Source organism: Megasphaera sp. DJF_B143, assembly GCF_900320625.1.
GTDB classification, from domain to species: domain Bacteria; phylum Bacillota; class Negativicutes; order Veillonellales; family Megasphaeraceae; genus Megasphaera; species Megasphaera hexanoica.
Genome location: NZ_ONTA01000141.1, coordinates 1 through 19895, shown reverse-complemented (window position 1 = coordinate 19895; position 19895 = coordinate 1). Strand labels below are relative to the sequence as shown.

General features: G+C 51.8%; 19 protein-coding genes and 1 other annotated feature. Of the genes, 17 read left to right on the top strand and 2 right to left on the bottom strand.

The window, feature by feature from the left end; translation table 11 throughout:
• The first annotated feature begins 146 nt into the window (after positions 1 to 146).
• On the top strand, positions 147 to 1019 hold the full coding sequence (locus DBO31_RS04345; RefSeq protein WP_234995386.1) for a DMT family transporter: 873 nt from the start codon (positions 147 to 149) through the stop codon (positions 1017 to 1019).
• 99 nt (positions 1020 to 1118) lie between these two features.
• On the opposite strand, the gene DBO31_RS04340 is transcribed toward DBO31_RS04345, so the two are convergent.
• On the bottom strand, positions 1119 to 2357 hold the full coding sequence (locus DBO31_RS04340) for a hypothetical protein (protein ID WP_150824526.1): 1239 nt from the start codon (positions 2355 to 2357) through the stop codon (positions 1119 to 1121).
• Between the two features lie 73 nt (positions 2358 to 2430).
• Positions 2431 to 2681 (bottom strand) — a binding site (T-box leader).
• A gap of 377 nt (positions 2682 to 3058) precedes the next feature.
• Between DBO31_RS04340 and DBO31_RS04335 the strand changes: the two genes are divergently transcribed.
• The 4 genes from DBO31_RS04335 to DBO31_RS04325 all read left to right on the top strand — a co-directional run bounded on the left by DBO31_RS04335 (position 3059) and on the right by DBO31_RS04325 (position 7703).
• On the top strand, positions 3059 to 4222 hold the full coding sequence (locus DBO31_RS04335; RefSeq protein WP_059075288.1) for an alanine dehydrogenase: 1164 nt from the start codon (positions 3059 to 3061) through the stop codon (positions 4220 to 4222).
• A gap of 36 nt (positions 4223 to 4258) precedes the next feature.
• Positions 4259 to 5662: a sodium/glutamate symporter gene (locus DBO31_RS04330; protein ID WP_150824525.1), complete on the top strand. Its 1404-nt coding sequence runs from the start codon at positions 4259 to 4261 to the stop codon at positions 5660 to 5662.
• A gap of 373 nt (positions 5663 to 6035) precedes the next feature.
• Positions 6036 to 6191, top strand: coding sequence for a hypothetical protein (locus tag DBO31_RS09275; RefSeq protein ID WP_154662683.1), 156 nt, complete (start codon positions 6036 to 6038; stop codon positions 6189 to 6191).
• 135 nt (positions 6192 to 6326) lie between these two features.
• Entirely contained in the window at positions 6327 to 7703 is a 1377-nt protein-coding gene (locus DBO31_RS04325; protein WP_234995385.1) for an MATE family efflux transporter, read from the top strand.
• Between the two features lie 122 nt (positions 7704 to 7825).
• Here DBO31_RS04325 and DBO31_RS04320 read toward each other — a convergent pair whose 3' ends face one another.
• Positions 7826 to 8737, bottom strand: coding sequence for a hypothetical protein (locus DBO31_RS04320; RefSeq protein WP_150824524.1), 912 nt, complete (start codon positions 8735 to 8737; stop codon positions 7826 to 7828).
• Positions 8738 to 8936: 199 nt separating this feature from the next.
• Between DBO31_RS04320 and DBO31_RS04315 the strand changes: the two genes are divergently transcribed.
• The 12 genes from DBO31_RS04315 to DBO31_RS04260 all read left to right on the top strand — a co-directional run.
• Complete coding sequence (locus DBO31_RS04315; protein WP_234995384.1) at positions 8937 to 9638, top strand: class I SAM-dependent methyltransferase; 702 nt, start codon at positions 8937 to 8939, stop codon at positions 9636 to 9638.
• On the top strand, positions 9614 to 10732 hold the full coding sequence (locus DBO31_RS04310) for a Nif3-like dinuclear metal center hexameric protein (RefSeq protein ID WP_113855726.1): 1119 nt from the start codon (positions 9614 to 9616) through the stop codon (positions 10730 to 10732). The genes DBO31_RS04315 and DBO31_RS04310 overlap by 25 nt, the downstream gene beginning before the upstream one ends.
• 18 nt (positions 10733 to 10750) lie before the next feature.
• Complete coding sequence (gene thiE, locus DBO31_RS04305; RefSeq protein ID WP_075581240.1) at positions 10751 to 11413, top strand: thiamine phosphate synthase; 663 nt, start codon at positions 10751 to 10753, stop codon at positions 11411 to 11413.
• Between the two features lie 212 nt (positions 11414 to 11625).
• Complete coding sequence (locus tag DBO31_RS04300) at positions 11626 to 12291, top strand: amino acid ABC transporter permease (protein ID WP_150824523.1); 666 nt, start codon at positions 11626 to 11628, stop codon at positions 12289 to 12291.
• A complete protein-coding gene (locus DBO31_RS04295) occupies positions 12278 to 12997 on the top strand; it encodes an amino acid ABC transporter ATP-binding protein (protein ID WP_059075282.1) in 720 nt (239 codons plus the stop codon). The genes DBO31_RS04300 and DBO31_RS04295 overlap by 14 nt, the downstream gene beginning before the upstream one ends.
• Before the next feature lie 251 nt (positions 12998 to 13248).
• A complete protein-coding gene (gene purE / locus DBO31_RS04290; protein WP_072235705.1) occupies positions 13249 to 13803 on the top strand; it encodes a 5-(carboxyamino)imidazole ribonucleotide mutase in 555 nt (184 codons plus the stop codon).
• Positions 13804 to 13854: 51 nt separating this feature from the next.
• On the top strand, positions 13855 to 15276 hold the full coding sequence (gene purF / locus DBO31_RS04285; protein ID WP_075581238.1) for an amidophosphoribosyltransferase: 1422 nt from the start codon (positions 13855 to 13857) through the stop codon (positions 15274 to 15276).
• Positions 15263 to 16324 (top strand): phosphoribosylformylglycinamidine cyclo-ligase, encoded by a 1062-nt coding sequence (gene purM / locus DBO31_RS04280; protein ID WP_150824522.1) that lies wholly within the window; start codon positions 15263 to 15265, stop codon positions 16322 to 16324. The genes purF and purM overlap by 14 nt, the downstream gene beginning before the upstream one ends.
• Positions 16317 to 16931, top strand: coding sequence for a phosphoribosylglycinamide formyltransferase (purN, locus tag DBO31_RS04275; RefSeq protein WP_059075279.1), 615 nt, complete (start codon positions 16317 to 16319; stop codon positions 16929 to 16931). The genes purM and purN overlap by 8 nt, the downstream gene beginning before the upstream one ends.
• A 9-nt stretch (positions 16932 to 16940) precedes the next feature.
• Entirely contained in the window at positions 16941 to 17549 is a 609-nt protein-coding gene (locus DBO31_RS04270) for an IMP cyclohydrolase (RefSeq protein WP_234995383.1), read from the top strand.
• The gene (purD, locus tag DBO31_RS04265; protein WP_059075277.1) at positions 17549 to 18823 is read left to right on the top strand and encodes a phosphoribosylamine--glycine ligase; all 1275 of its coding nucleotides are present in this window, start codon (positions 17549 to 17551) and stop codon (positions 18821 to 18823) included. Before DBO31_RS04270 ends, purD begins: the two co-directional genes overlap by 1 nt.
• A gap of 76 nt (positions 18824 to 18899) precedes the next feature.
• Positions 18900 to 19895, top strand: a 996-nt coding sequence (locus DBO31_RS04260) for a lyase family protein (RefSeq protein WP_150824521.1), incomplete at its 3' end; no start/stop codon positions are given.

Sequence of the window (19895 nt, the reverse complement as noted above, 5' to 3'; positions counted from 1 at the left end):
TGTAAGTCGCCACAACTCTTCAGAGTCAGTGGTGCTGTTCTCGTTGAAGCAGGAAGCCCCCGCCTCTATAGACGGGGGTACGTTCACTTTATTAGTACTATGAGTGGAAATCCGCAGGGATTTTGGCTTACGAAGGGGTGGGAAAGGTGTATTCATTGGAATCACATGCCAGAGGGTATTTAATTTTTTCTATGTTTGTTTTTGGGACGGTGGGATTATTTATTCATTATATTCCCCTGCCATCCAGTATCATCGCTCTCAGCCGGGCGTCACTGGGGGCGGCGTTCCTGTTCTTTCTGGTCCGCTTCCGCCATATGCCTATGTCGGGGCAGCAGATCCGTGATAATCTGAAGTTGTTGATTATTTCGGGTATCTGTATCGGCATTAACTGGATTTTACTATTTGAGGCGTTCCGCCATACGACGATGGCCATTGCTTCGATTTGCTATTACATGGCACCGGTATTTGTCATTCTCGTATCGCCGGTCCTGCTTCATGAAACCCTTACGGTACGAAAAGTCGTGTGTGTATTGCTGGCACTTCTGGGCATGATGTTTGTCGGAGGCGTTTTTGAACATGGGTTATCGGGCGTTACTGACTTGTCCGGTATTTTCTTTGCCCTCGGAGCAGCCGTATTTTATGCTTCTGTTATTGTGTGCAATAAGAAATTTTCTCCGATTTCGGCGTATGATAAAACCATTATCCAGTTGGCAGCGGCTGCCGTAGTTTTATTGCCATATACCCTTATCACGGAAAACTGGTCTTCCTTGTCCTGTACGCCATTTCAGTTTTTCCTGCTTCTCGTACTCAGCCTGTTTGTTACGGGATTTGCCTATGCGTTATTTTTTGGCTCCATGAGATACTTAAAAGCGCAGACGGTGGCCATTCTGACCTATATTGATCCGATTGTTTCGGTATTTCTGTCGGCCTTATTTTTACAGGAACCGCTGGCTGTCAGCACGATCATCGGGGCTGTCCTCATTCTGGGCTCGACTCTCGTCAGTGAGCTCAAAGCCTGAATCAGGGCATAGAAAGAGAGGCCGTCACATCAATTGCTCAATGTGACGGCCTCTCTTTTGCGTTTACTGTAGATGTTTTTTATTTAAGGAATCTGAAAATTATGCGTTTTCCTTGGCCGTGCTCATGACCGGAGATTCTTCGAAAGAATTAGGATCTGCATTCATGGCGTCGATGCGGGCACGGTATGCTTTATCTTTGGCATAACGGATGTTTTTGTAACGGCCTACGGTCAGGAAGGGAACGATGATGATAGCAATAGCCAGGTATCCGCAGTAGCCATAGCCGTATTTGATGATATTGGTCAGACCGACGATAGAAACGGTCATGGACAGGGCAATGATGAAGAACGTGACAATGGCAGAACGGATAACGGCACTCTTGCTGACTTTTTTCAGCATATGGATTTCAGAGAAACGGGCCGTGAAGCCAAAGACGGTCGTAACGCCCGTAGAAATCAGGCATAACATCAAGAAGATGCTGTAGGCAACGGTCAGCCAGGTCATGCCCATGGATTTCAAGCTGGTCAGTGTCGGTAATGGAGATTTACCATAGATGCCGGTCCAGCCCAAGAGCATGCAGACGGCCAGGGTCAGGGCGATGGCATTCATAGCGAAAGAGAACCACATGGATGTAGCACAATTTTTACGGGTGACCAACGGCATGCCGACGACGATCATGGTCGGGATGACGACGCACTGGAAACCGGAGTAGGTGAATGCATGCAGAATAGCTGTCGGCAATTTGGAGAAGCCGTTTACGGCGAAATCCTGAGCCATGGCCTGTGTAAAGAACATGGTGCCTTCTACCGAACCGCCCATATAGACGCCGACGGAGAAGATGGCAATGACCATAGCCAGGATGGCAATGCCCATATAGGTCGTAGCGCGGCGGACGAGGCCGGCACCAAAAATGGTCAGGAAGAAAATAATCGTGCCGACGATGCCGATACCGGCATAATAGTTGATGCCCGTCTGTGCGGCCAGGGCAGAAGCAGCGCCGGAAACCGTGGCGGAAACGGCCATGATGACCATGATATAAAAGAATGCTTCAAACAATACTTCGATACCTTTAAACGGGCTGTACAAATTCTGGAACAGTTGTTTATAACTGCGCAGATGACGGGAATTGTACATATTCATAGCTTCTTTGATGGTCAGTGTAAACAGCAGCATCGTAATGATGGCTGTAACCGGTCCGAGCCAGCCCAGGCTGACGAAATAGACGTTTTCCTGATTGCCTGTAGCAAAACCGCCGCCGGCATGAGAACTGAATAATACGGCACCGACCGAAAAGCACAGGCTCAGCGATGCGGTTTTAAACGTGGATGGTGTTTGCATGATAATTCCCCCTAGTATAACAAATATCCCTCGTGAGAGAAACGAAAACGCCTTTCGTCTCTCTGCGTGTTTGCTAAGAGACGAAAGGCGTATATATCCTTCCGCGGTACCACTCTGCTTCGCCTGAAATCAGGCGCCCTCTCGGATACGGCATTTTCGCGATATCCATGCTCTGTAACGGGAGTTCCCGTAGCGGCCTACTAACCTTCTTTCAGCCTTTCCGCTCGGCAATGAGTTCGACTCCCCGTTCGCACTGCCTTGCACCGGCCGGCAGCTCTCTGTAGCTGATTGGGTAAGTTTACTAGTTTGCTTCATCGCGTTTGTGTGACGTTTGATGGTGCAATCATAGCACGCACATGGGGGAGTGTCAAGAAAATTCACGAAAAAAATATTAAAAATTTTCAGGTAAACGTTTAAGTTTACAAGAAAAACGTTTTACGTATCGACGCTTTTTTTGTCTGATATTATAATTTTAAACTATGCAGGTGTAGGTTTTTTTTAAATGCACCCAGTCCGGCGGAAATCACAGGGAAACATATTTCGACAATCCACCTAGAAGGGACAAATGTACACAAAAAATAATGTATACAAAAATGTAAGCTCTTATATATTGACAGCCCTCAAATATATAAAATATAATTGAAGTGTTGTCATTATACCAACATTGCTTATACATATATAATTTTGAGGAGGAATTATTCATGAAATTTGGCGTATTGAAAGATATTAAAGCTGATGAATACCGCGTCATAGCTACTCCGGCAGAAGTCGCCATGATCGCCCGCACAGGTGCGGAAGTATGGGTCCAGAAAGATGCCGGCAAGGGGGCTGGCTTTTCTGATGAAGCTTATGCGGCAGAAGGTGCTAAAATTGTCGATACGATGGAAGAAATTTATGCCAACTGTGATTTTGTGGCAAAAGTAAAGGAACTGGAAGAACGGGAATTTGATCTCATCCGGGAAAACCAGATTATCTTCACCTGCATCCATCCGGCAGCCCATCCGGCAGAAGTCGATGCCCTGCTGGCTCATAAAGCCGTATCCTTTGCAGCGGAAGACTCGCACCGCTATGGTTCGCCAAACTGTGAAGCAGCTGGTAAAATCGGCGCTATGATGGGCCTGAACAGTCTCCTTTCCTGCAACGGAGGAAAAGGCAAGTTCGTCAATGGCTTTGGCGGTGCTCCCGGTGTCCATGCCCTGGTCATCGGCGCCGGTACGGTTGGCCGTGCCTGTGTCGGCGTCCTGCAGCAGCTCGGTGCCCGGGTTACGGTCATGGATGTCAACATCGGCGTATTGCGCATGATCGGCCAGCAGTTCCATGAAAGCGTGGATACGATGATTTCCAATCACTATAACCTGACGAAGATCCTGCCGACGGTCGATGTCGTTTACAATTGTGTCCGCTGGCCGAAAGATGCCAAAGAATTCATGATCGACCGCAAGATGGTGGCATCCATGGAAAAAGGTTCTGTCATCGTCGATATCAGCAACGATTATGGCGCCATTGAAACGTTCCATGAAACGACTCATTCCCATCCGACCTATGTGGAAGAAGGTGTGGTTCATTACTGCGTCAGCAATATCCCGGCAGCCTGCGGCCAGTCTACTTCCATTGCCTACGCCGCTTCCGTCCTGCCTCATTTCCTGAGCATCATCAAAAACGGAGTCGCTGCTGCCTGTGCAAAAGATGGCTTCCTGCGCCGTTCCATGGTAACGTACAAGGGCTATCTGACACACGAAGAAACGAGTGCTATTCAGGATAAACCCTGGATTCAGCCAGAAGTCATCCTCGGCATCAAAGATCAGGAACTGGATCCGGCTCCGGCTGCAACGGTTTCTAAATCCACTAATTTCGTTAAATTATAATTATACAATCACACGTCAGGACAGGGGGATACGTTTGTGACCGTTACTAATTTTCTGATCGACTTTTTTATAGCCTCAGTGTTCATTCTCATCGGGCAGCTGCTGCGCTCTAAAGTGGGATTTATCCAGAGATTTTTTATGCCGTCGGCGATGGTGGCAGGCCTTTTGGCACTGGCTGTCCGCTATACGGGGATCCTGCCGTTTTCCAAGGGGATTGGCAGTTATCCCGGCACGTTGATCATCCTGATTTTTGCGGCTATCGGCCTTCAGGGATTCACCATCCGTAAGAACGATATGAAAAAGGAAGTAGCCCGCCTTGGCTCTTACTTTTGCTACAAGACGCTGGCTCAGGCGATTCAGTTCAGCCTGCCTGTTATTTTTTCTATTCTGGTCATTTCGCAGCTGTTTCCCGATATTAACTATGCCTTTGGCCTCCTTCTGGCATCGGGCTTTTCCGGCGGTCATGGTACGGCCGCTGCCGTCGGGTCGGCTCTGGCGCAGATGGGGTTTGAAGATGCCAAGGATATTGGCATGACCTGTGCTACGGTAGGTCTGCTGGCGGGCATCTTCGGCGGACTTATCTATACGAAAATGGCAGCCCGCAGAGGCTATACAGCGTACATCAAGGATTTCTCCTATATTTCCGGCGACTTGAAGACCGGGCTGATTTCCAAGGAAAACCGTCAGTCCATGGGGGATGAAACCATTTCTTCGACGACACTGGATACGCTGGCTTTCCATCTGGCTCTGCTTCTGACCTGCTCCGGTGCCGGATGGTTCATCATGGATTTCATCTATAAGAGTACCGGTCTGGATCTGCCGAGTTACCTGTTTGCCTTCCTGCTCGGCGTGGGCCTCTTCCTCATCCTGAAACGGACGCCGGCTTACGATTACATTGACAACCGGGTGATCAGCCGCATTTCCTGTACGGCGACGGACTATCTTGTCTTCTTTGGAATTGCCTCTATCAAAATTCCCGTCGTCATCGAGTACGCTGTTCCCCTCCTTATGCTGCTCATCGTGGGCATGATCATCGTTACGTATATGCTCTGGGTTGTCGGTCCTCAGATGAATAACGAAAGCTGGTTTGAACGGTCTCTCTTCGTATACGGCTATTCGACAGGCGTCTTTGCCATCGGGTTCGTCCTGCTGCGTATCGTCGATCCCGACAACAAGTCCAAAACGCTGAATGATACGGCTATTGTCGGTTCTCTCAATACGCCCTTTGAAATGTTTGCCTGGTCCTTTGGCCCTATCATGCTCATGCAGGGTCAGCACTGGCTTTTTGCCGGCCTCTATCTGGCTCTGACGATTGCCTGCTTTGTCGTCTGCAAAGCCTGTGGCTGGTGGTGGGGCGGTACGGACAAGCATCGTCCCGGCCTCGGGACAGGGGAAACGGAACAGGCCGTTGCCCTGGAAGCCCCGGGCACTGATAAATAATAACTGATCAATCATCGACAGGGGATGAAGAAAAGGACGGTCACACAAGAAATTTGCTGTTGTGTGACCGTCCTTTTTATGCGTTTTGGGCATGAAAATCGTGTTACATAACCTTGGCTTTGTAATAAAAATGGTTTTGTTTTTTAAGTGACAGGCGTTACTTTTAAGCGGTTTAAAATTTTAATATCATTCCGAAAAATTTAATATCATCTGCGGAGAAAAGCTATGCGTAAGGGATATTGGTCTTTTCAGTTGTTTTGTTTTATAATGCATAGCGGATAGGGAAAGAGCCCTGAAAAGCGCATGGAATACGCTGTTATCAGCAATTTTCCATGTCGTTTTACTCGCTTGTAGAGAATAGGAGAATCCGCGTATGTATATCATGGGAATGGAAAAAATTTTAAGCCGTAATTACGCAATCTGGAAAAAATCCGAAAAAGATAAAGACGATGATAAAACAAATCACCGCGGTCCCCGCAAAGGATTGCCTGTGGGACTGATGATGGATTGTCTGCCGGCGATGGGGTAAAAATATGTCAGTCATAAATAAGAAAGCACAGCAGAAAAGAGAAATTCCGCCTTTCTGCCGTGCTTTCTTTTTGCTATAATGAAATAACAATAGTATCGTTTCAGGATAGGTGGGCCCAATGGAAAAGGAGACCTTATGGATCACGTACAACGCATAAAACGGCATGAACACAAAAAAAGACAGATTGATATGCTGCACGGTCCTCTTTGGAACAAATTGATTATATTTGCACTTCCTCTGGCCCTGACCGGCGTGCTTCAGCAATTATTCAATGCAGCCGATGTGGCTGTGCTGGGGCAGTTTGTAGGAACCCATGCCATGGCGGCCGTAGGCAATAACACACCTGTCATTTCGTTATTTGTCACACTGTTTCTGGGCTTGTCCCTGGGGGCCAATGTCGTCATCGCCCGGTATCTGGGAGCACGCTGTCCGGAACAGGCCGGCGAAGCTGTTCATACTACGTTTATGCTGGCTCTGCTGGTCGGTATACTGCTCATGATCCTGGGAGAGGCAACGGCCGGTATCATTCTGTCTCATCTCGGCGTTCCCGACGTGGTTATGCCGGCAGCCGAGTTGTATTTGCGGATTTATATGCTGGGACTTCCGTTCATCAGCTTTTATAATTTCCAGTCCGCTATTTTCCGCAGCCGGGGAGACACGCGGACGCCACTGGTGGCCCTTGCTGTGGCCAGTGGTCTGAATATCGTGCTCAACCTGCTATTTACGGGACTCTTTTCCGGGGGAGTCGCCGGTGTAGCGATTGCCACCGTCCTTTCCTATGGCGTAGGAGCGGCGATTTTGTTCGTCGCCTTGTTGCACAGCGGTGATGTCCTGGAATTACATTTGCATGACTTGTGCCTGAAACGGGTCTATCTGGCGCCTGTTTTACGGATCGGACTGCCGGCAGGCCTGCAGGGCATGGTGTTTTGTATTTCCAATATCATCATCCAGTCGGCCATTAACAGCCTGGGTGCCGATGCCATGGCCGCATCGGCAGCAGCTTTTACCATCGAAATCAACGTGTACTGTATCATCAATTCATTTGGCCAGGCTGCGACAACCTTTGTCAGTCAGAACTACGGTGCCCGCAATATCCGGCGCTGCCGGAGCGTCATGTGGTGGTGTCTGGGCCTCAATGCCTTTTTCATGGGACTGATGGCCTTGTTCATTTACTGGAAGGCGATTCCTATGCTGGGATTTTTCAGCAGCGATCCCCTGGTCATCGGATTGGGGAATACGCGCATCATTTATGTCGTGTATACCCAGTTTATCAATATCCTCATAGAAATTTTGTCGGGAGCCATGAGGGGATATGGCTTTTCTCTCCCGCCGGCTGTCCTCACTCTCATTGGCATCTGTGGTGTGCGCATTGCCTGGGTGTATGCCGTTTTTCCTTCATCCCACACATTTGCAACGCTCATGGCAAGTTATCCCATCAGCTGGATCGTGACGGCCGTACTGCTGGGCCTGTTATATTACCGGTACGTACATCGCCTGCCCCATACATCATAGAAAATAAAGAAAGAAAGCGGATTTGTCCCCATGGCAAAAGCCTTGTGGGAACAAATCCGCTTTGCGGTTTAGTATATATCCTGCTATTTTCAGTACCGTTGCGTCAGATGACGCAGGCCGTCTTACCGGCGTGGCGGCGGGGGAGGCCGATGTCCCCGTGGCGGTGGCGGTGGCGGACCGGGATGATGATGGTGGTGATGCCCGTAATATCCCCATCCGTATGGCCATGGGTCATAGGCCCACATCGCATCGAGGTAGATTTCATTCAGATAGGCGGCATAGGCCATGCGTTCCAGATCCTCTTTGGTCACGACACGGATTTCCCGGACTACCGTGCCTTTCTGGTCGCCAACTGTATAGTCTGCCATGATATCGGCTTTACCCGTAGAGACCGGCTCGATGACGCCGGACCCGGTTACTTTGGCAATCGTGTCATTCAGGCTGCGGGCACTAAGCGTATAGGGGACATTTCCGGGAATCTGCATCCGGATGACGCCCTTGCTGCCCAGTGCCAGATAACGCGGATATACGACGAGGCGGCTCTTTTTCAGCAGTTTTTCCGCACTGCCATAAATCATGCCCGGCTGCTCCCCGTCTACCCGCCAGACAGACGACTGGTCTTTGGCGACCAGATACTCACCGGCCAGTTCCTGTGTATTCGTGTGGTATGCCCGGACATGACGGAAATACTTATCCGTCAGTTCTTTATCGATGCGCAGGTAGTATGGTTTTTCCTTGTTATCCAGTCCGGTCAGAGCCGGATTCAGACTGTTGATCAGAGTCGTCGTCTGGTCATAGGACTTGCCGCTGGTAAGATAGAATTTTTTTATGAGTTCCGTGCTCCGTCCTGCCAGCGGATCGACGGGCTTACGGGTATTTGATACGGCATCAGCTGTTCCGTTTTCTGTAACAGCTGATGCCGTGGCAGGCGCTGCCGGGACGGTTGCTGTCGGTGATGCCAGGGCGACTCCGCTGCATCCTGCCAGCAGAGATAACCAGAGTGCCGTACGATAAATGAGTTTTTTCGCTTTCATGGAGAAGATACCTCCTTGGTAAAGGACTTTTTCATACATCTATTATAAGAGGACATTCCTGTTTTGTCACATCCATCGGACAAACTGTCATGGAACTGAAACAATTTTTCCTCCTCTTTATAGCAGACTGATACAGAAAAATGTCTATGAATGTGGTAAAATATAAATAATGTGCATAGTATAAAAGGAGTGTTATCCAGTGATACATCTCACGAAACGCCTGCAGGCAGCGGCCGGACTCGTTCCGGAAGGGGCCTGCATAGCCGATATCGGGACCGATCATGCCTATCTGCCCGTTGCCCTTTGTACCAGCGGGCGGTGTCTCTCTGCCATTGCAGCCGATATTGCCGAAGGTCCGCTCAGCGCGGCCCGTTCCCATGTACAGGGGGCAGGGCTGGCATCGTCCATTGAATGCCGTCAGAGTGACGGGCTGCAGCGCATCCTGCCCGGAGAAGTAGACGGCGCCGTTTTCTGCGGTATGGGCGGCCCCCTTATCGAACATCTGCTGGAGCAGTCGCCGGACGTCGTCCGTTCCCTTTCCTTCCTGATCCTGCAGCCCCAGAGCCACGCATCCCGCCTGCGGCGGTATGTATACAGCCAGGGATGGCATATTACAGCGGAACGGCTCGTAGAGGAAGAGGGCCGGCTGTATGAAATGATGAAAGCAGAACCGGGCTGCGGGGAAATCCCTGATGACTGGCTCTACGATGTCGGCCCCTGCAACTGGCAGACCAGGAATCCGCTCCTTCCCCGGCTGATCCGTCAGCTCATCGAAAAAGACAGGATGATTTGTCAGGGCCTGGAGAAAAGCCAGCAGGACCAGGGGGGAAGACAGGAACAACTCAGGACACACATTCAGACCATGGAGGCTCTCTTATGTCGATACAACTCAGTAAAATAATCAACATCATGGAATCCTTTGCGCCGCCCTGCCTGGCGGAAAAATGGGATAATCCGGGCCTGCTTGTCGGCAGTCCCCGGGAAGAAATCCAGAGTGCGGTGGTAACACTGGATGTGACCATGGATACGGTGGAATATGCGATAAAGAATAAAATCAATCTGATTATCAGCCATCATCCGGTTATTTTCCAGAAATTATCGTCCCTGCGCACGGACACCTATGACGGGCTCATGTATGAGAAATTGCTGAGCCATCACATTTCCGTCTACAGCGCCCATACGAACTGGGACAGTGCCGAACACGGCATCAATGATATCCTGGCACGGAAAATCGGACTGACGGACATACAGGGCCTGGTTCCCGTTCATACGGATCCACTGTACAAATTCGCCGTATATGTCCCGGAAAGCCACGCTGAAGCCGTGCGGATGGCACTGGGAGAGGCCGGTGCCGGTTTTATCGGGAATTACAGCCATTGCATGTTCAGTGCAGACGGAGAAGGGCAGTTCAAGCCTCTGGCCGGGACGCATCCCTTCATTGGCGATATAGGGAAACTGGAACGGACGAAAGAAGTCCGGATTGAAACGATTATTCCTGCCAGCCGGCTGAATCTGCTTTTATCGGCCGTACGGATGGCTCATCCATACGAAGAACCGGCCTTTGATATCTATCCCCTGGTCAATAAGGGGAAATCCTGTTATATCGGGCGGATTGGAAAGCTGGCACAACCGGAACCGGCACGGATGGTCCTGCGGAAAATCAAGCGGGCCCTGGGCATCCAGATCCTCACCTATGCCGGGCCGGAAGATATCATCGTAGAAAAGGTAGCCCTTTGTGGAGGGGCCGGCGCGTCTTTCATTGGCGAAGCCGCCGCTGCCGGTGCCCAGTTGTACCTGACGGGCGATGTGAAATACCACGAAGCACAGGACGCGGTAAAGCGCGGACTGGTCATTGCCGATGGCGGCCATTATGGTACGGAAGTCATTTCTGTCCCGGTCCTGGCCCGGCGCCTGCAGAATGCCGCAAAAGAACGGGGCTGGCAGGTTGTTTTCCAGACAGACCCGACGATGAAAGATATGTTTGGCCATTGTTAAGAAAGGGGTAATGAAAGAATGAAACGAGAAGAAAGTCTGCATCAGTTTTTAACGGAACCCATTTATTGCATCCTCGGTGAAGCCCTGTGCCTGGGCAGAGGAAATATAGAAACGGCCCGGCAGGTCATCGATGCCGGCGTCAAAGTGATCCAGTACCGGGAAAAGCATAAATCCTGGCGGGAAAAGTATGCAGAAGCCAGCCAGATTGCGGCCATGTGCCATAAAGCCGGCGTCACCTTCATTATGAACGACTCGGTCGATCTGGCCATCGCCTGTGGTGCTGACGGCATCCACGTCGGCCAGGACGATGCACCCTATTCCTTCGTGCGCAGACTGGCCGGCCCGGATGTCCTCATCGGCGTTTCCACGAATACCATCGATGAAATAAAAGGTGCCATTGCCGACGGGGCCGACTATGTCGGATTCGGGCCCATGTATCCGACCCAGTCGAAAAAGGATGCCAACGATGTAGTCAGTGATGAAGCCATCCGTTACGCCCTGACCCAGAACGACATGCCCCTTACCTGCATCGGCGGCGTCGGTCCGGAAAACATGGCACATCTGTACAAAGAAGGATTCCGCTCCTTTGCCATGATCAGTTCCATTATTTCGCAGCCCGATATCGGTGCGGCTGTCCGTCACATGAGAGATATCCTTTCTAAAGCAGCGCAGGAAGGATAAGGACGGTTAATACATATCTGTATGCCATAGGCAGCGGAGCGTCATCCTCAGAGGGTGGCGCCTTTTTTCCATTTGGACGGGACCGATGTCTATTTGCTAAAAATTGTCAGGAAGAGGAATAAAAAGAGATTGACAACGTATAATAATGCAATTATAATAGGAGCAGTGTTTATTTTTACTTTCCTATTGACTCTTTTGAAGGAGTGTTTGGCATGAAGTTTGATTTTCAGTTAATTCTGAACTCCATACCCCTGCTGCTGCAGGGCGCGGCTGTTACGATTGAAATTACGGCTATGGCAGTCGGCATCGGCCTGGTATTGGGCCTCATCACCAGCATCTGCCGCCTGTCCCACATGAAAGCCTTGAATATCCTCGCTGTATGCTACGTCAATGTCATCCGCGGTACGCCTATGCTGGTACAGATCTTCCTCATTTATTTCGCCCTGCCTATGGTCATCGGCGAACGGATCAACCCCTTTGTCGCGGCAGTAGCGGCCTGCTCGATTAACAGCGGTGCCTATGTATCGGAAATCTTCCGTGCCGGCATCCAGTCGGTAGACCGGGGACAGATGGAAGCCGGTCGTTCCCTCGGCCTTTCCTGGGGGCAGACGATGCGCTATGTCATCCTGCCACAGGCGTTCAAGCACGTCATTCCGCCACTGGGCAACGAATTTATTTCTATGACCAAAGAAACGTCGCTGGTCTCCGTTATCGGCTTTGAAGAACTGACACGGCGCGGCCAGCTGATCATCGCCAAGACCTATGGCTCCTTTGAAATCTGGATGACCGTCGCTGCTATTTACCTGATTATGACCCTGGGCATCGCACGCCTGGTCAGCTACTTGGAAAAGAGGTTTGCTACAGATGATAGAAATTAAAGGCCTGAAAAAAAGTTTCGGGACCCATGAAGTCCTGAAAGGCATTGATCTGACAATCAAGGATAAGGAAGTCGTCGTCATCATCGGGCCGTCGGGATCCGGCAAGAGCACCATCCTGCGCTGCATCAATTATCTGGAACAGCCGACGGCAGGCGAAATCATCGTCGATGGCATCAGCATGAGCGATGCCAAGAGTATCAACGACATCCGCAAGGAAGTCGGCATGGTGTTCCAGCGGTTCAACCTGTTCCCGCATATGACGGTGCTGCAGAATATCATGCTTTCTCCTATGAAAACCCGTCATGTCTCTAAAAAGGAAGCACAGGATACGGCCATCAACCTGCTCCGCAAGGTAGGGCTGGAAGACAAGAAAGATGCCTATCCGGAAACGTTGTCCGGCGGACAGCAGCAGCGTGTGGCCATTGCCCGGGCCCTTGCTATGAAACCGAAATTCATGCTCTTTGACGAACCGACATCGGCCCTGGATCCGGAAATGGTCCGCGAAGTTCTGGACGTCATCAAGGATCTGGCCCGCGACGGGATGGCCATGGCCATCGTTACCCATGAAATGGGCTTTGCCCGCGAAGTAGCCGACCGCGTCCTCTTCGTCGATGGCGGGTATATCCTGGAAGAAGGGAAACCCGATGACCTGTTCTTCCATCCCAAAGAAGAACGGACGAAAGAATTTTTATCCAAGATTTTGTAAATGCCCGGGCGGTATGCCCGATTATTCACAAGTTATAGCATTTTCATTGACACGCTACGCCCTTTTTGTTAGAATGAAACTGTATTTGATGTGCAATCAATAGTAATAAGGAGATGTAGCATGTATACAGGTTTATGGGCTGGTTTTAAACGGTTTGTACATGTATCATGCTACCCGTATGTCTAGGTGAACAACCCAAAGGTGATATTATGTCCCCTTTGGGTTTTGTGTTTTCTGAGGAGGGGTTAGTAATGAAAGTCGGTTTGGTTCTGGGAAGCGATTCCGATATTCCCGTAATGAAAAAGGCTTTTGATTTGTTTAATGAATTTGGTGTGGAATGTGAAGTCCTTCTGGCTTCAGCCCATCGCACACCAGCCGAAGTACGGGAGTTTGCATCTACAGCACAGGACAGGGGCCTGAGCTGTATCATTGCCGGCGCCGGCATGGCTGCCCACCTTCCCGGCGTGATTGCCAGTTATACGACCCTCCCGGTTATCGGGGTACCGCTGGAAAGCGGCAGCCTGAAAGGGATGGACGCACTCCTGGCTATCGTGCAGATGCCGTCGGGAATGCCCGTCGCCACCATGGCCATCAACGGCGCAAAGAATGCCGCCCTTTTTGCCATCCAGATCGGTGCTGTCAGTGATCCCGAACTGGCTGCCAAGTATAAGGCTTACCGGGAAAAAATGACCCGTCAGGTCATGGAAAAAAATGACAAGCTGCAACAGATGCTGAAGACCAGTGACGCCGTTAAGACGAAACTGAACAATGCGGCCGGCCAGGTACTGCAGGCATTTAAAAAATAGTGAACGACCCTTATTACCATAGATAGATTTTCATACACAGGAGGTTCCCTCATAATGTACGATTCGATTTGGGACAAACAGCACGAAGAGTGCGGTGTTATCGGTATTTTTGACAAAACACTGGATATACCGCGATATCTGTACTGGGGCTTATTCGCCCTGCAGCACCGCGGCCAGGAAAGCGGCGGTATTGCCCTGACCGATGGACATGATATTCATACGTATCGTGGCATGGGCCTGATCAGCACGGTATTTGAAAAAGGTGTCCCCGAAGATCTGGGCGGCCACATCGGTATCGGTCACGTCCGGTATTCGACGACGGGTTCCAACAACCCCCGCAATATCCAGCCTCTGGCCGTATATTCTTCCTTCGGCCAGATTGCGCTGGCCCATAACGGCAATCTGACCAACACGCGGGAACTGCGGGAAGAACTCGATGCCAGCGGCGTGACGTTCCAGACGACGATGGATACGGAACTGATCGTCAACCTCATCAGCCGCAGCCGTCAGAATACTATCGTGGAACGCATCAAAGAAAGCATGAACCGCATCCAGGGGGCTTTCTCCATCGTCGCCATGACCAAAGACCGTCTCTATGGCATCCGCGATGCCTATGGATTCCGTCCCCTTTGCATCGGCAGGACGACGACCGGCGGCTGGGTCATCGCCTCGGAAACGTGCGGCCTCGATGCCCTGGGAGCCACGTTCGTCCGCGACGTACAGCCCGGCGAAGTCGTGGAAATCAGCGAAGATGGCGTCAAATCCTATTTCTATGGCAAGGCGGACCGCAAACAGGTATGTTCCTTCGAATATATCTATTTTGCCCGTCCGGACAGCGTCATCGACGGACAGGATATTTATCAGGCACGGCTCAATATGGGCAAGGAAATGTGGAATGAAACCCAGTATGATGCGGACCTGGTCATTTCCGTCCCCGACAGCGGTAATACGGCGGCTATAGGCTATTCCATGGCATCGGGTATCCCCTTCAACCACGGCCTCATCAAGAACCGTTACATGGGCCGTACCTTCATCAAGCCGAATCAGAAAGAACGGGAACTGGCCGTACGGATGAAGCTCAACGTAGTCAAATCGGTCGTACAGGGCAAGCGCATCGTCATGGTAGACGATTCCATTGTCCGCGGCACGACCAGCGGCATCATCTGCAAGATGCTCCGCGAAGCCGGCGCTAGGGAAGTCTATATGTGCGTTTCGGCACCGCCCATCATGTATTCCTGCTTCTACGGCATCGATACATCCGTGCGCAAGGAACTCATCGCATCCGCTCTGAGCGTAGAAGAAATCCGCAAGTATATCGGCGTCGATAAGCTGCATTTCATTTCTATCGACGGCCTGTGCCGGGCAATCCCGGGGATCCCCAAAGAAGACCTCTGTCTTGCCTGCTTCAATAATGACTATCCGACTGACATCCCTGTGACCAATGAGGAAGGAGAAAAATATGCTCTCGAATAAAAAAGGTTTAACATACGCCGATGCTGGCGTAGATATCGATGCCGGCAATAAAGCCGTAGAACTCATGAAAGACTCTGTAAAGGCGACATACCGTCCGGAAGTACTGGGTGACCTCGGCGGATTTGGCGGGCTCTTTTCCCTTATGGACAGCAAGATAAAAAAACCGATTCTGGTCAGCGGTACCGATGGGGTAGGGACAAAGCTGCGCCTGGCCATCATGATGAACAAACATGATACGGTCGGCCAGGACTGCGTTGCCATGTCCATCAACGACGTCCTCGTACAGGGGGCCGAACCGCTGTTTTTCCTCGATTACATCGCTGTCGGCAAACTGGACCCCGTCCAGGTTGCTACCATCGTCAAAGGCGTCGCCCATGCCTGTGAAGAATCGGGCTGTGCCCTCCTCGGTGGGGAAACGGCCGAAATGGCCGGCTTTTATGCCAAAGACGACTATGATCTGGCCGGATTTGGCGTCGGCATCGTAGACCGCGACAAGGTGATTACCGGGGAAACCATACAGGCTGGCGATGTACTCATCGGCATTCCGTCTACAGGCGTTCATTCCAATGGCTTTTCACTGGTGCGCAAAATCGTACTGGAACGGCAGAACATGAAACTGGATCAGTACGTCGACGAACTGGGCATGACCATCGGTGAATGCCTGCTTACGCCGACCCGTCTCTATCCCCGTCCGTGCCTGCCGATCATCCGCAACTTTAACGTCAAAGGCATGGTACATATCACCGGCGGCGGTTTTTATGAAAATATCCCCCGCGTCCTTCCCAAGGGAATCGGCGTAGAAATCGACGTGACATCGTGGCCGCAGCTCCCGATTTTCGGCCTGCTGCAGAAATGGGGCGGCGTAGCCAGGGAAGAAATGTACCGTACCTTCAACATGGGTATCGGCATGATCATGATCGTTTCTCCTGAAGAAGCCGATGCCGTACTGGAAAATCTGTCCAGCCGCGGCGAAAAGGCCTATGTCATCGGCAGGGCCGTTCAGAGCGATGTCCGCGTAACTCTCAAGGGAGGCGCTTTCGATGACTAAAAAACGGATGGTCATTTTTGCTTCCGGACGCGGTTCCAATGCGGAAGCACTTCATGAAGCCGTAGAAAATGGCACGATCAATGCCGAAATCAAGGCTCTCGTAACGGATATTCCCGGGGCAGCCTGCATCGACAAGGCAAAATCCTGGGGTGTTCCCGTCATCGTCGCCGACCGCAAATCCTTTGACAGCAAACAGGCATTCGAACAGTATATCCTCGATGCCATTGCACCGTATGCGGCTGATGTCATCTGCCTGGCAGGATTCATGCGCCTGTTGAGCAGTGATTTCATTTCTCATTATGAACATAAGATTATCAATATCCATCCGGCACTGCTGCCCAGCTTCCGTGGCCTTCACGCCCAGGGACAGGCTGTGGCAGCCGGCGTCAAGATTGCCGGGTGTACGGTCCATTTTGTCGTTCCTGACATGGATGCCGGACCGATTATCCTGCAGTCGGCCGTTCCTGTACTGGAAGATGACACGGAAGATACACTGGCAGCCCGGATTCTGACCAAGGAACATCCGACCTACGTCCGGGCCGTACAGCTTTTCTGTGATGATAAATTGACAATCGATGGTAACGTCGTTCGTGGCACTCAGGGTTAAGGAGGAATCATGATGAAGGTAAAACGCGCGCTTCTCAGTGTATCTGATAAAACGGGGATTGTTGAACTGGGCAAAGCCCTGGCAGATCTGGGTATTGAAATTATTTCGACAGGCGGCACCATGCGGACATTAAAAGAAGCAGGTGTGCCTGTCATGGCAGTACAGGACGTAACGGGTTTCCCCGAAATGATGGATGGCCGTGTCAAGACGCTTCATCCGAAGATTCACGGTGCCATTCTGGCCGTCCGCGATAACCCGTCCCACGTCCAGGATATGAAAAATCATGGCATTACCCCCATCGATCTGGTCGTCGTCAATCTGTATCCCTTCCAGCAGACGATTGCCAAACCGGGCGTTACCCTGGCAGAAGCGATTGAAAACATCGATATCGGCGGTCCCTGCATGGTCCGGGCATCGGCTAAAAACAACAAATACGTCGCCATCGTCACCAATCCGGCCAAGTATGGCGAAATCATCGATATCCTGAAAAAAGACGGGGAATTTACCGACGCCTACCGCCTGGAACTGGCACGGGAAGCCTTCCAGCATACGGCCCAGTATGACACCGCGATTGCGGCCTACCTGTCGGAACAGGTCGAAAAGGGGGCGGCTGACTGATGAACGTAGCCGTTATTGGCGGCGGTGGCCGTGAACATACCCTGGCTTGGAAACTGGCCCAGAGTCCGAGCGTAGACAAATTGTATGCCCTGCCTGGCAGCGATGCCATGGCTTCTATAGCAGAATGTGTGCCCATCGGGGTGGAAGAACTGGACCGCATTGCCGATTTTGCCGTAGAAAAAGGCATAGACATGATCGTTGTAGGTCCCGAAGTACCGCTGACAGAAGGCATTGCCGATGTATGCCAGAAAAAAGGCATTGCCGTTTTTGGCCCCAATAAGGCGGCGGCCCAGATGGAAGGGTCCAAAGTATTTGCCAAGAATCTCATGAAGAAGTATCATGTGCCGACGGCGGCCTATGCATCTTTCACCGATGGCAATGCGGCAAAAGACTATATCCATAAAATGGGGGCTCCTATCGTCGTCAAGGCCGACGGACTGGCTGCCGGCAAGGGCGTCGTCGTGGCACAGACCGTGGAAGAAGCCGTCGATGCCGTCAATGCCATGATGGAAGACCATATTTTTGGCGCTTCCGGCGGCCGCATCGTCATTGAAGAATGTATGGTCGGCGAAGAAGCCAGCCTCCTGGCCTTTGTCGATGGCAAAACGATTGTACCCATGATTTCTGCCCAGGACCACAAGCGTATCTTCGATAACGACGAAGGACCCAATACGGGCGGCATGGGCGCCTATGCCCCGGCTCCGGTAATGACGCCGGAACTGGTCCAGACCGTGTATGATACGATACTGGTCCCCGTCGTCCAGGGTCTTGCAAACGAAGGCATCACCTATCAGGGCTGCCTGTACGCCGGGCTGATGATTACAGCCGGTGGCCCGAAAGTTGTAGAATTCAACTGCCGTTTCGGCGATCCGGAAACGCAGGCCGTCCTGCCGCTCCTCGACGGTGACCTGGCACAGATCATGTATGCCTGCACCCAGGGGACGCTGCGCCGCGACATGGTTCACTGGAAACAGGGCGCTGCCTGCTGCGTCATTATGGCCAGCAAGGGGTATCCGGCTTCCAGCCATAAAGGCGATGTCATTTCCGGCCTCGACGCCGTGGATGACGATATCGTCGTGTTCCATTCGGGAACGAAAAAAGCAGATGGCCTGTACCAGACCAACGGTGGCCGCGTCCTCGGCGTGACCGCTGTCGGAGACAGCCTGCAGGAAGCCATCGATAAAGCCTATGCCAATGTCCGCAGGATTTCCTTCGACGGACAGCAGGTACGCTCCGATATCGGCGCCAAGGGATTGCGCCATTTAAAAAAATAATTGACACCAGGCAATGAGGCCCGGGATCCACGAGGGTCCTGGGCTTTTTCTGTCTGGATGACAGGGGAGATACTGTATGGAATATCGTATAGAAAAAGATTCAATGGGAGAAATCAGGGTTCCCGCCGATAAATTATGGGGCGCCCAGACACAGCGCAGTTTTGAAAATTTCCGTATCGGGACAGAAAAAATCCCGCCGGAAATGGTGACGGTCTTTGCCTATTTAAAAAAAGCCGCAGCCCTGACCAACAAGGAACTGGGCGTCGTCACGCCTGAACGGGCCGATGCCATCGTACAGGCCTGCGATGACATCCTCGCCGGAAAACTCGATGGCAATTTCCCGCTGTCCGTCTGGATGACTGGCAGTGGCACCCAGTTCAATATGAACATCAATGAAGTCGTGGCCCACCGTGCCGTTCAGATCCTGAAAGAACAGGGCATGGAAGAAACGGTCCATCCCAATGACCACGTCAACCATTCCCAGAGTTCCAATGATACTTTCCCGACGGGACTGCACATGGCAGGAGTGCTGCTCATCGAACAGCAGCTGTTCCCCGCCATGGACCGGCTCTATGAAGCCCTTCACGAAAAAGAAGTGGCATTTAAGGATATCGTCAAGATCGGCCGTACCCATCTTCAGGATGCCACCCCGCTGACACTGGGGCAGGAATTCAGCGGCTGGGCCCGCATGATCCAGCGCGATAAAGAAATGCTGACCCGCGGCGTCGATTTCCTCCGCGACCTGGCCATGGGCGGGACCGCTGTCGGAACGGGCATCAACTGCCCCGAAGGCTATGACGTGCGCTTTGCGGAAATCGTCAGCCAGCTGACCGGCACGGCCTTCCACACGGCACCCAATAAGTTCCAGTCCCTCACGAGCAAGGATGAACTGGTCGTCGTCCACGGCATGCTGAAGGCCCTGGCCTGCGACCTCATGAAAATCGCCAACGATGTCCGCTGGCTGTCTTCGGGCCCGCGCTGCGGCATCGGGGAACTTTTTATACCGGAAAACGAACCGGGCAGCTCTATCATGCCCAGCAAGGTCAATCCGACCCAGTGCGAAGCCGTTACC

What these genes read in the sequence shown, in the direction of transcription:
- DBO31_RS04340 (WP_150824526.1), bottom strand. Translation starts at nt 2,357, where the DNA reads ATGCAAACACCATCCACGTTTAAAACCGCATCGCTGAGCCTGTGCTTT.
- DBO31_RS04335 (WP_059075288.1), top strand. Translation starts at nt 3,059, where the DNA reads ATGAAATTTGGCGTATTGAAAGATATTAAAGCTGATGAATACCGCGTC.
- DBO31_RS09275 (WP_154662683.1), top strand. Translation starts at nt 6,036, where the DNA reads ATGTATATCATGGGAATGGAAAAAATTTTAAGCCGTAATTACGCAATC.
- DBO31_RS04325 (WP_234995385.1), top strand. Translation starts at nt 6,327, where the DNA reads ATGGATCACGTACAACGCATAAAACGGCATGAACACAAAAAAAGACAG.
- DBO31_RS04320 (WP_150824524.1), bottom strand. Translation starts at nt 8,737, where the DNA reads ATGAAAGCGAAAAAACTCATTTATCGTACGGCACTCTGGTTATCTCTG.
- DBO31_RS04310 (WP_113855726.1), top strand. Translation starts at nt 9,614, where the DNA reads ATGTCGATACAACTCAGTAAAATAATCAACATCATGGAATCCTTTGCG.
- thiE (WP_075581240.1), top strand. Translation starts at nt 10,751, where the DNA reads ATGAAACGAGAAGAAAGTCTGCATCAGTTTTTAACGGAACCCATTTAT.
- DBO31_RS04300 (WP_150824523.1), top strand. Translation starts at nt 11,626, where the DNA reads ATGAAGTTTGATTTTCAGTTAATTCTGAACTCCATACCCCTGCTGCTG.
- DBO31_RS04295 (WP_059075282.1), top strand. Translation starts at nt 12,278, where the DNA reads ATGATAGAAATTAAAGGCCTGAAAAAAAGTTTCGGGACCCATGAAGTC.
- purE (WP_072235705.1), top strand. Translation starts at nt 13,249, where the DNA reads ATGAAAGTCGGTTTGGTTCTGGGAAGCGATTCCGATATTCCCGTAATG.
- purM (WP_150824522.1), top strand. Translation starts at nt 15,263, where the DNA reads ATGCTCTCGAATAAAAAAGGTTTAACATACGCCGATGCTGGCGTAGAT.
- purN (WP_059075279.1), top strand. Translation starts at nt 16,317, where the DNA reads ATGACTAAAAAACGGATGGTCATTTTTGCTTCCGGACGCGGTTCCAAT.
- DBO31_RS04270 (WP_234995383.1), top strand. Translation starts at nt 16,941, where the DNA reads ATGATGAAGGTAAAACGCGCGCTTCTCAGTGTATCTGATAAAACGGGG.
- purD (WP_059075277.1), top strand. Translation starts at nt 17,549, where the DNA reads ATGAACGTAGCCGTTATTGGCGGCGGTGGCCGTGAACATACCCTGGCT.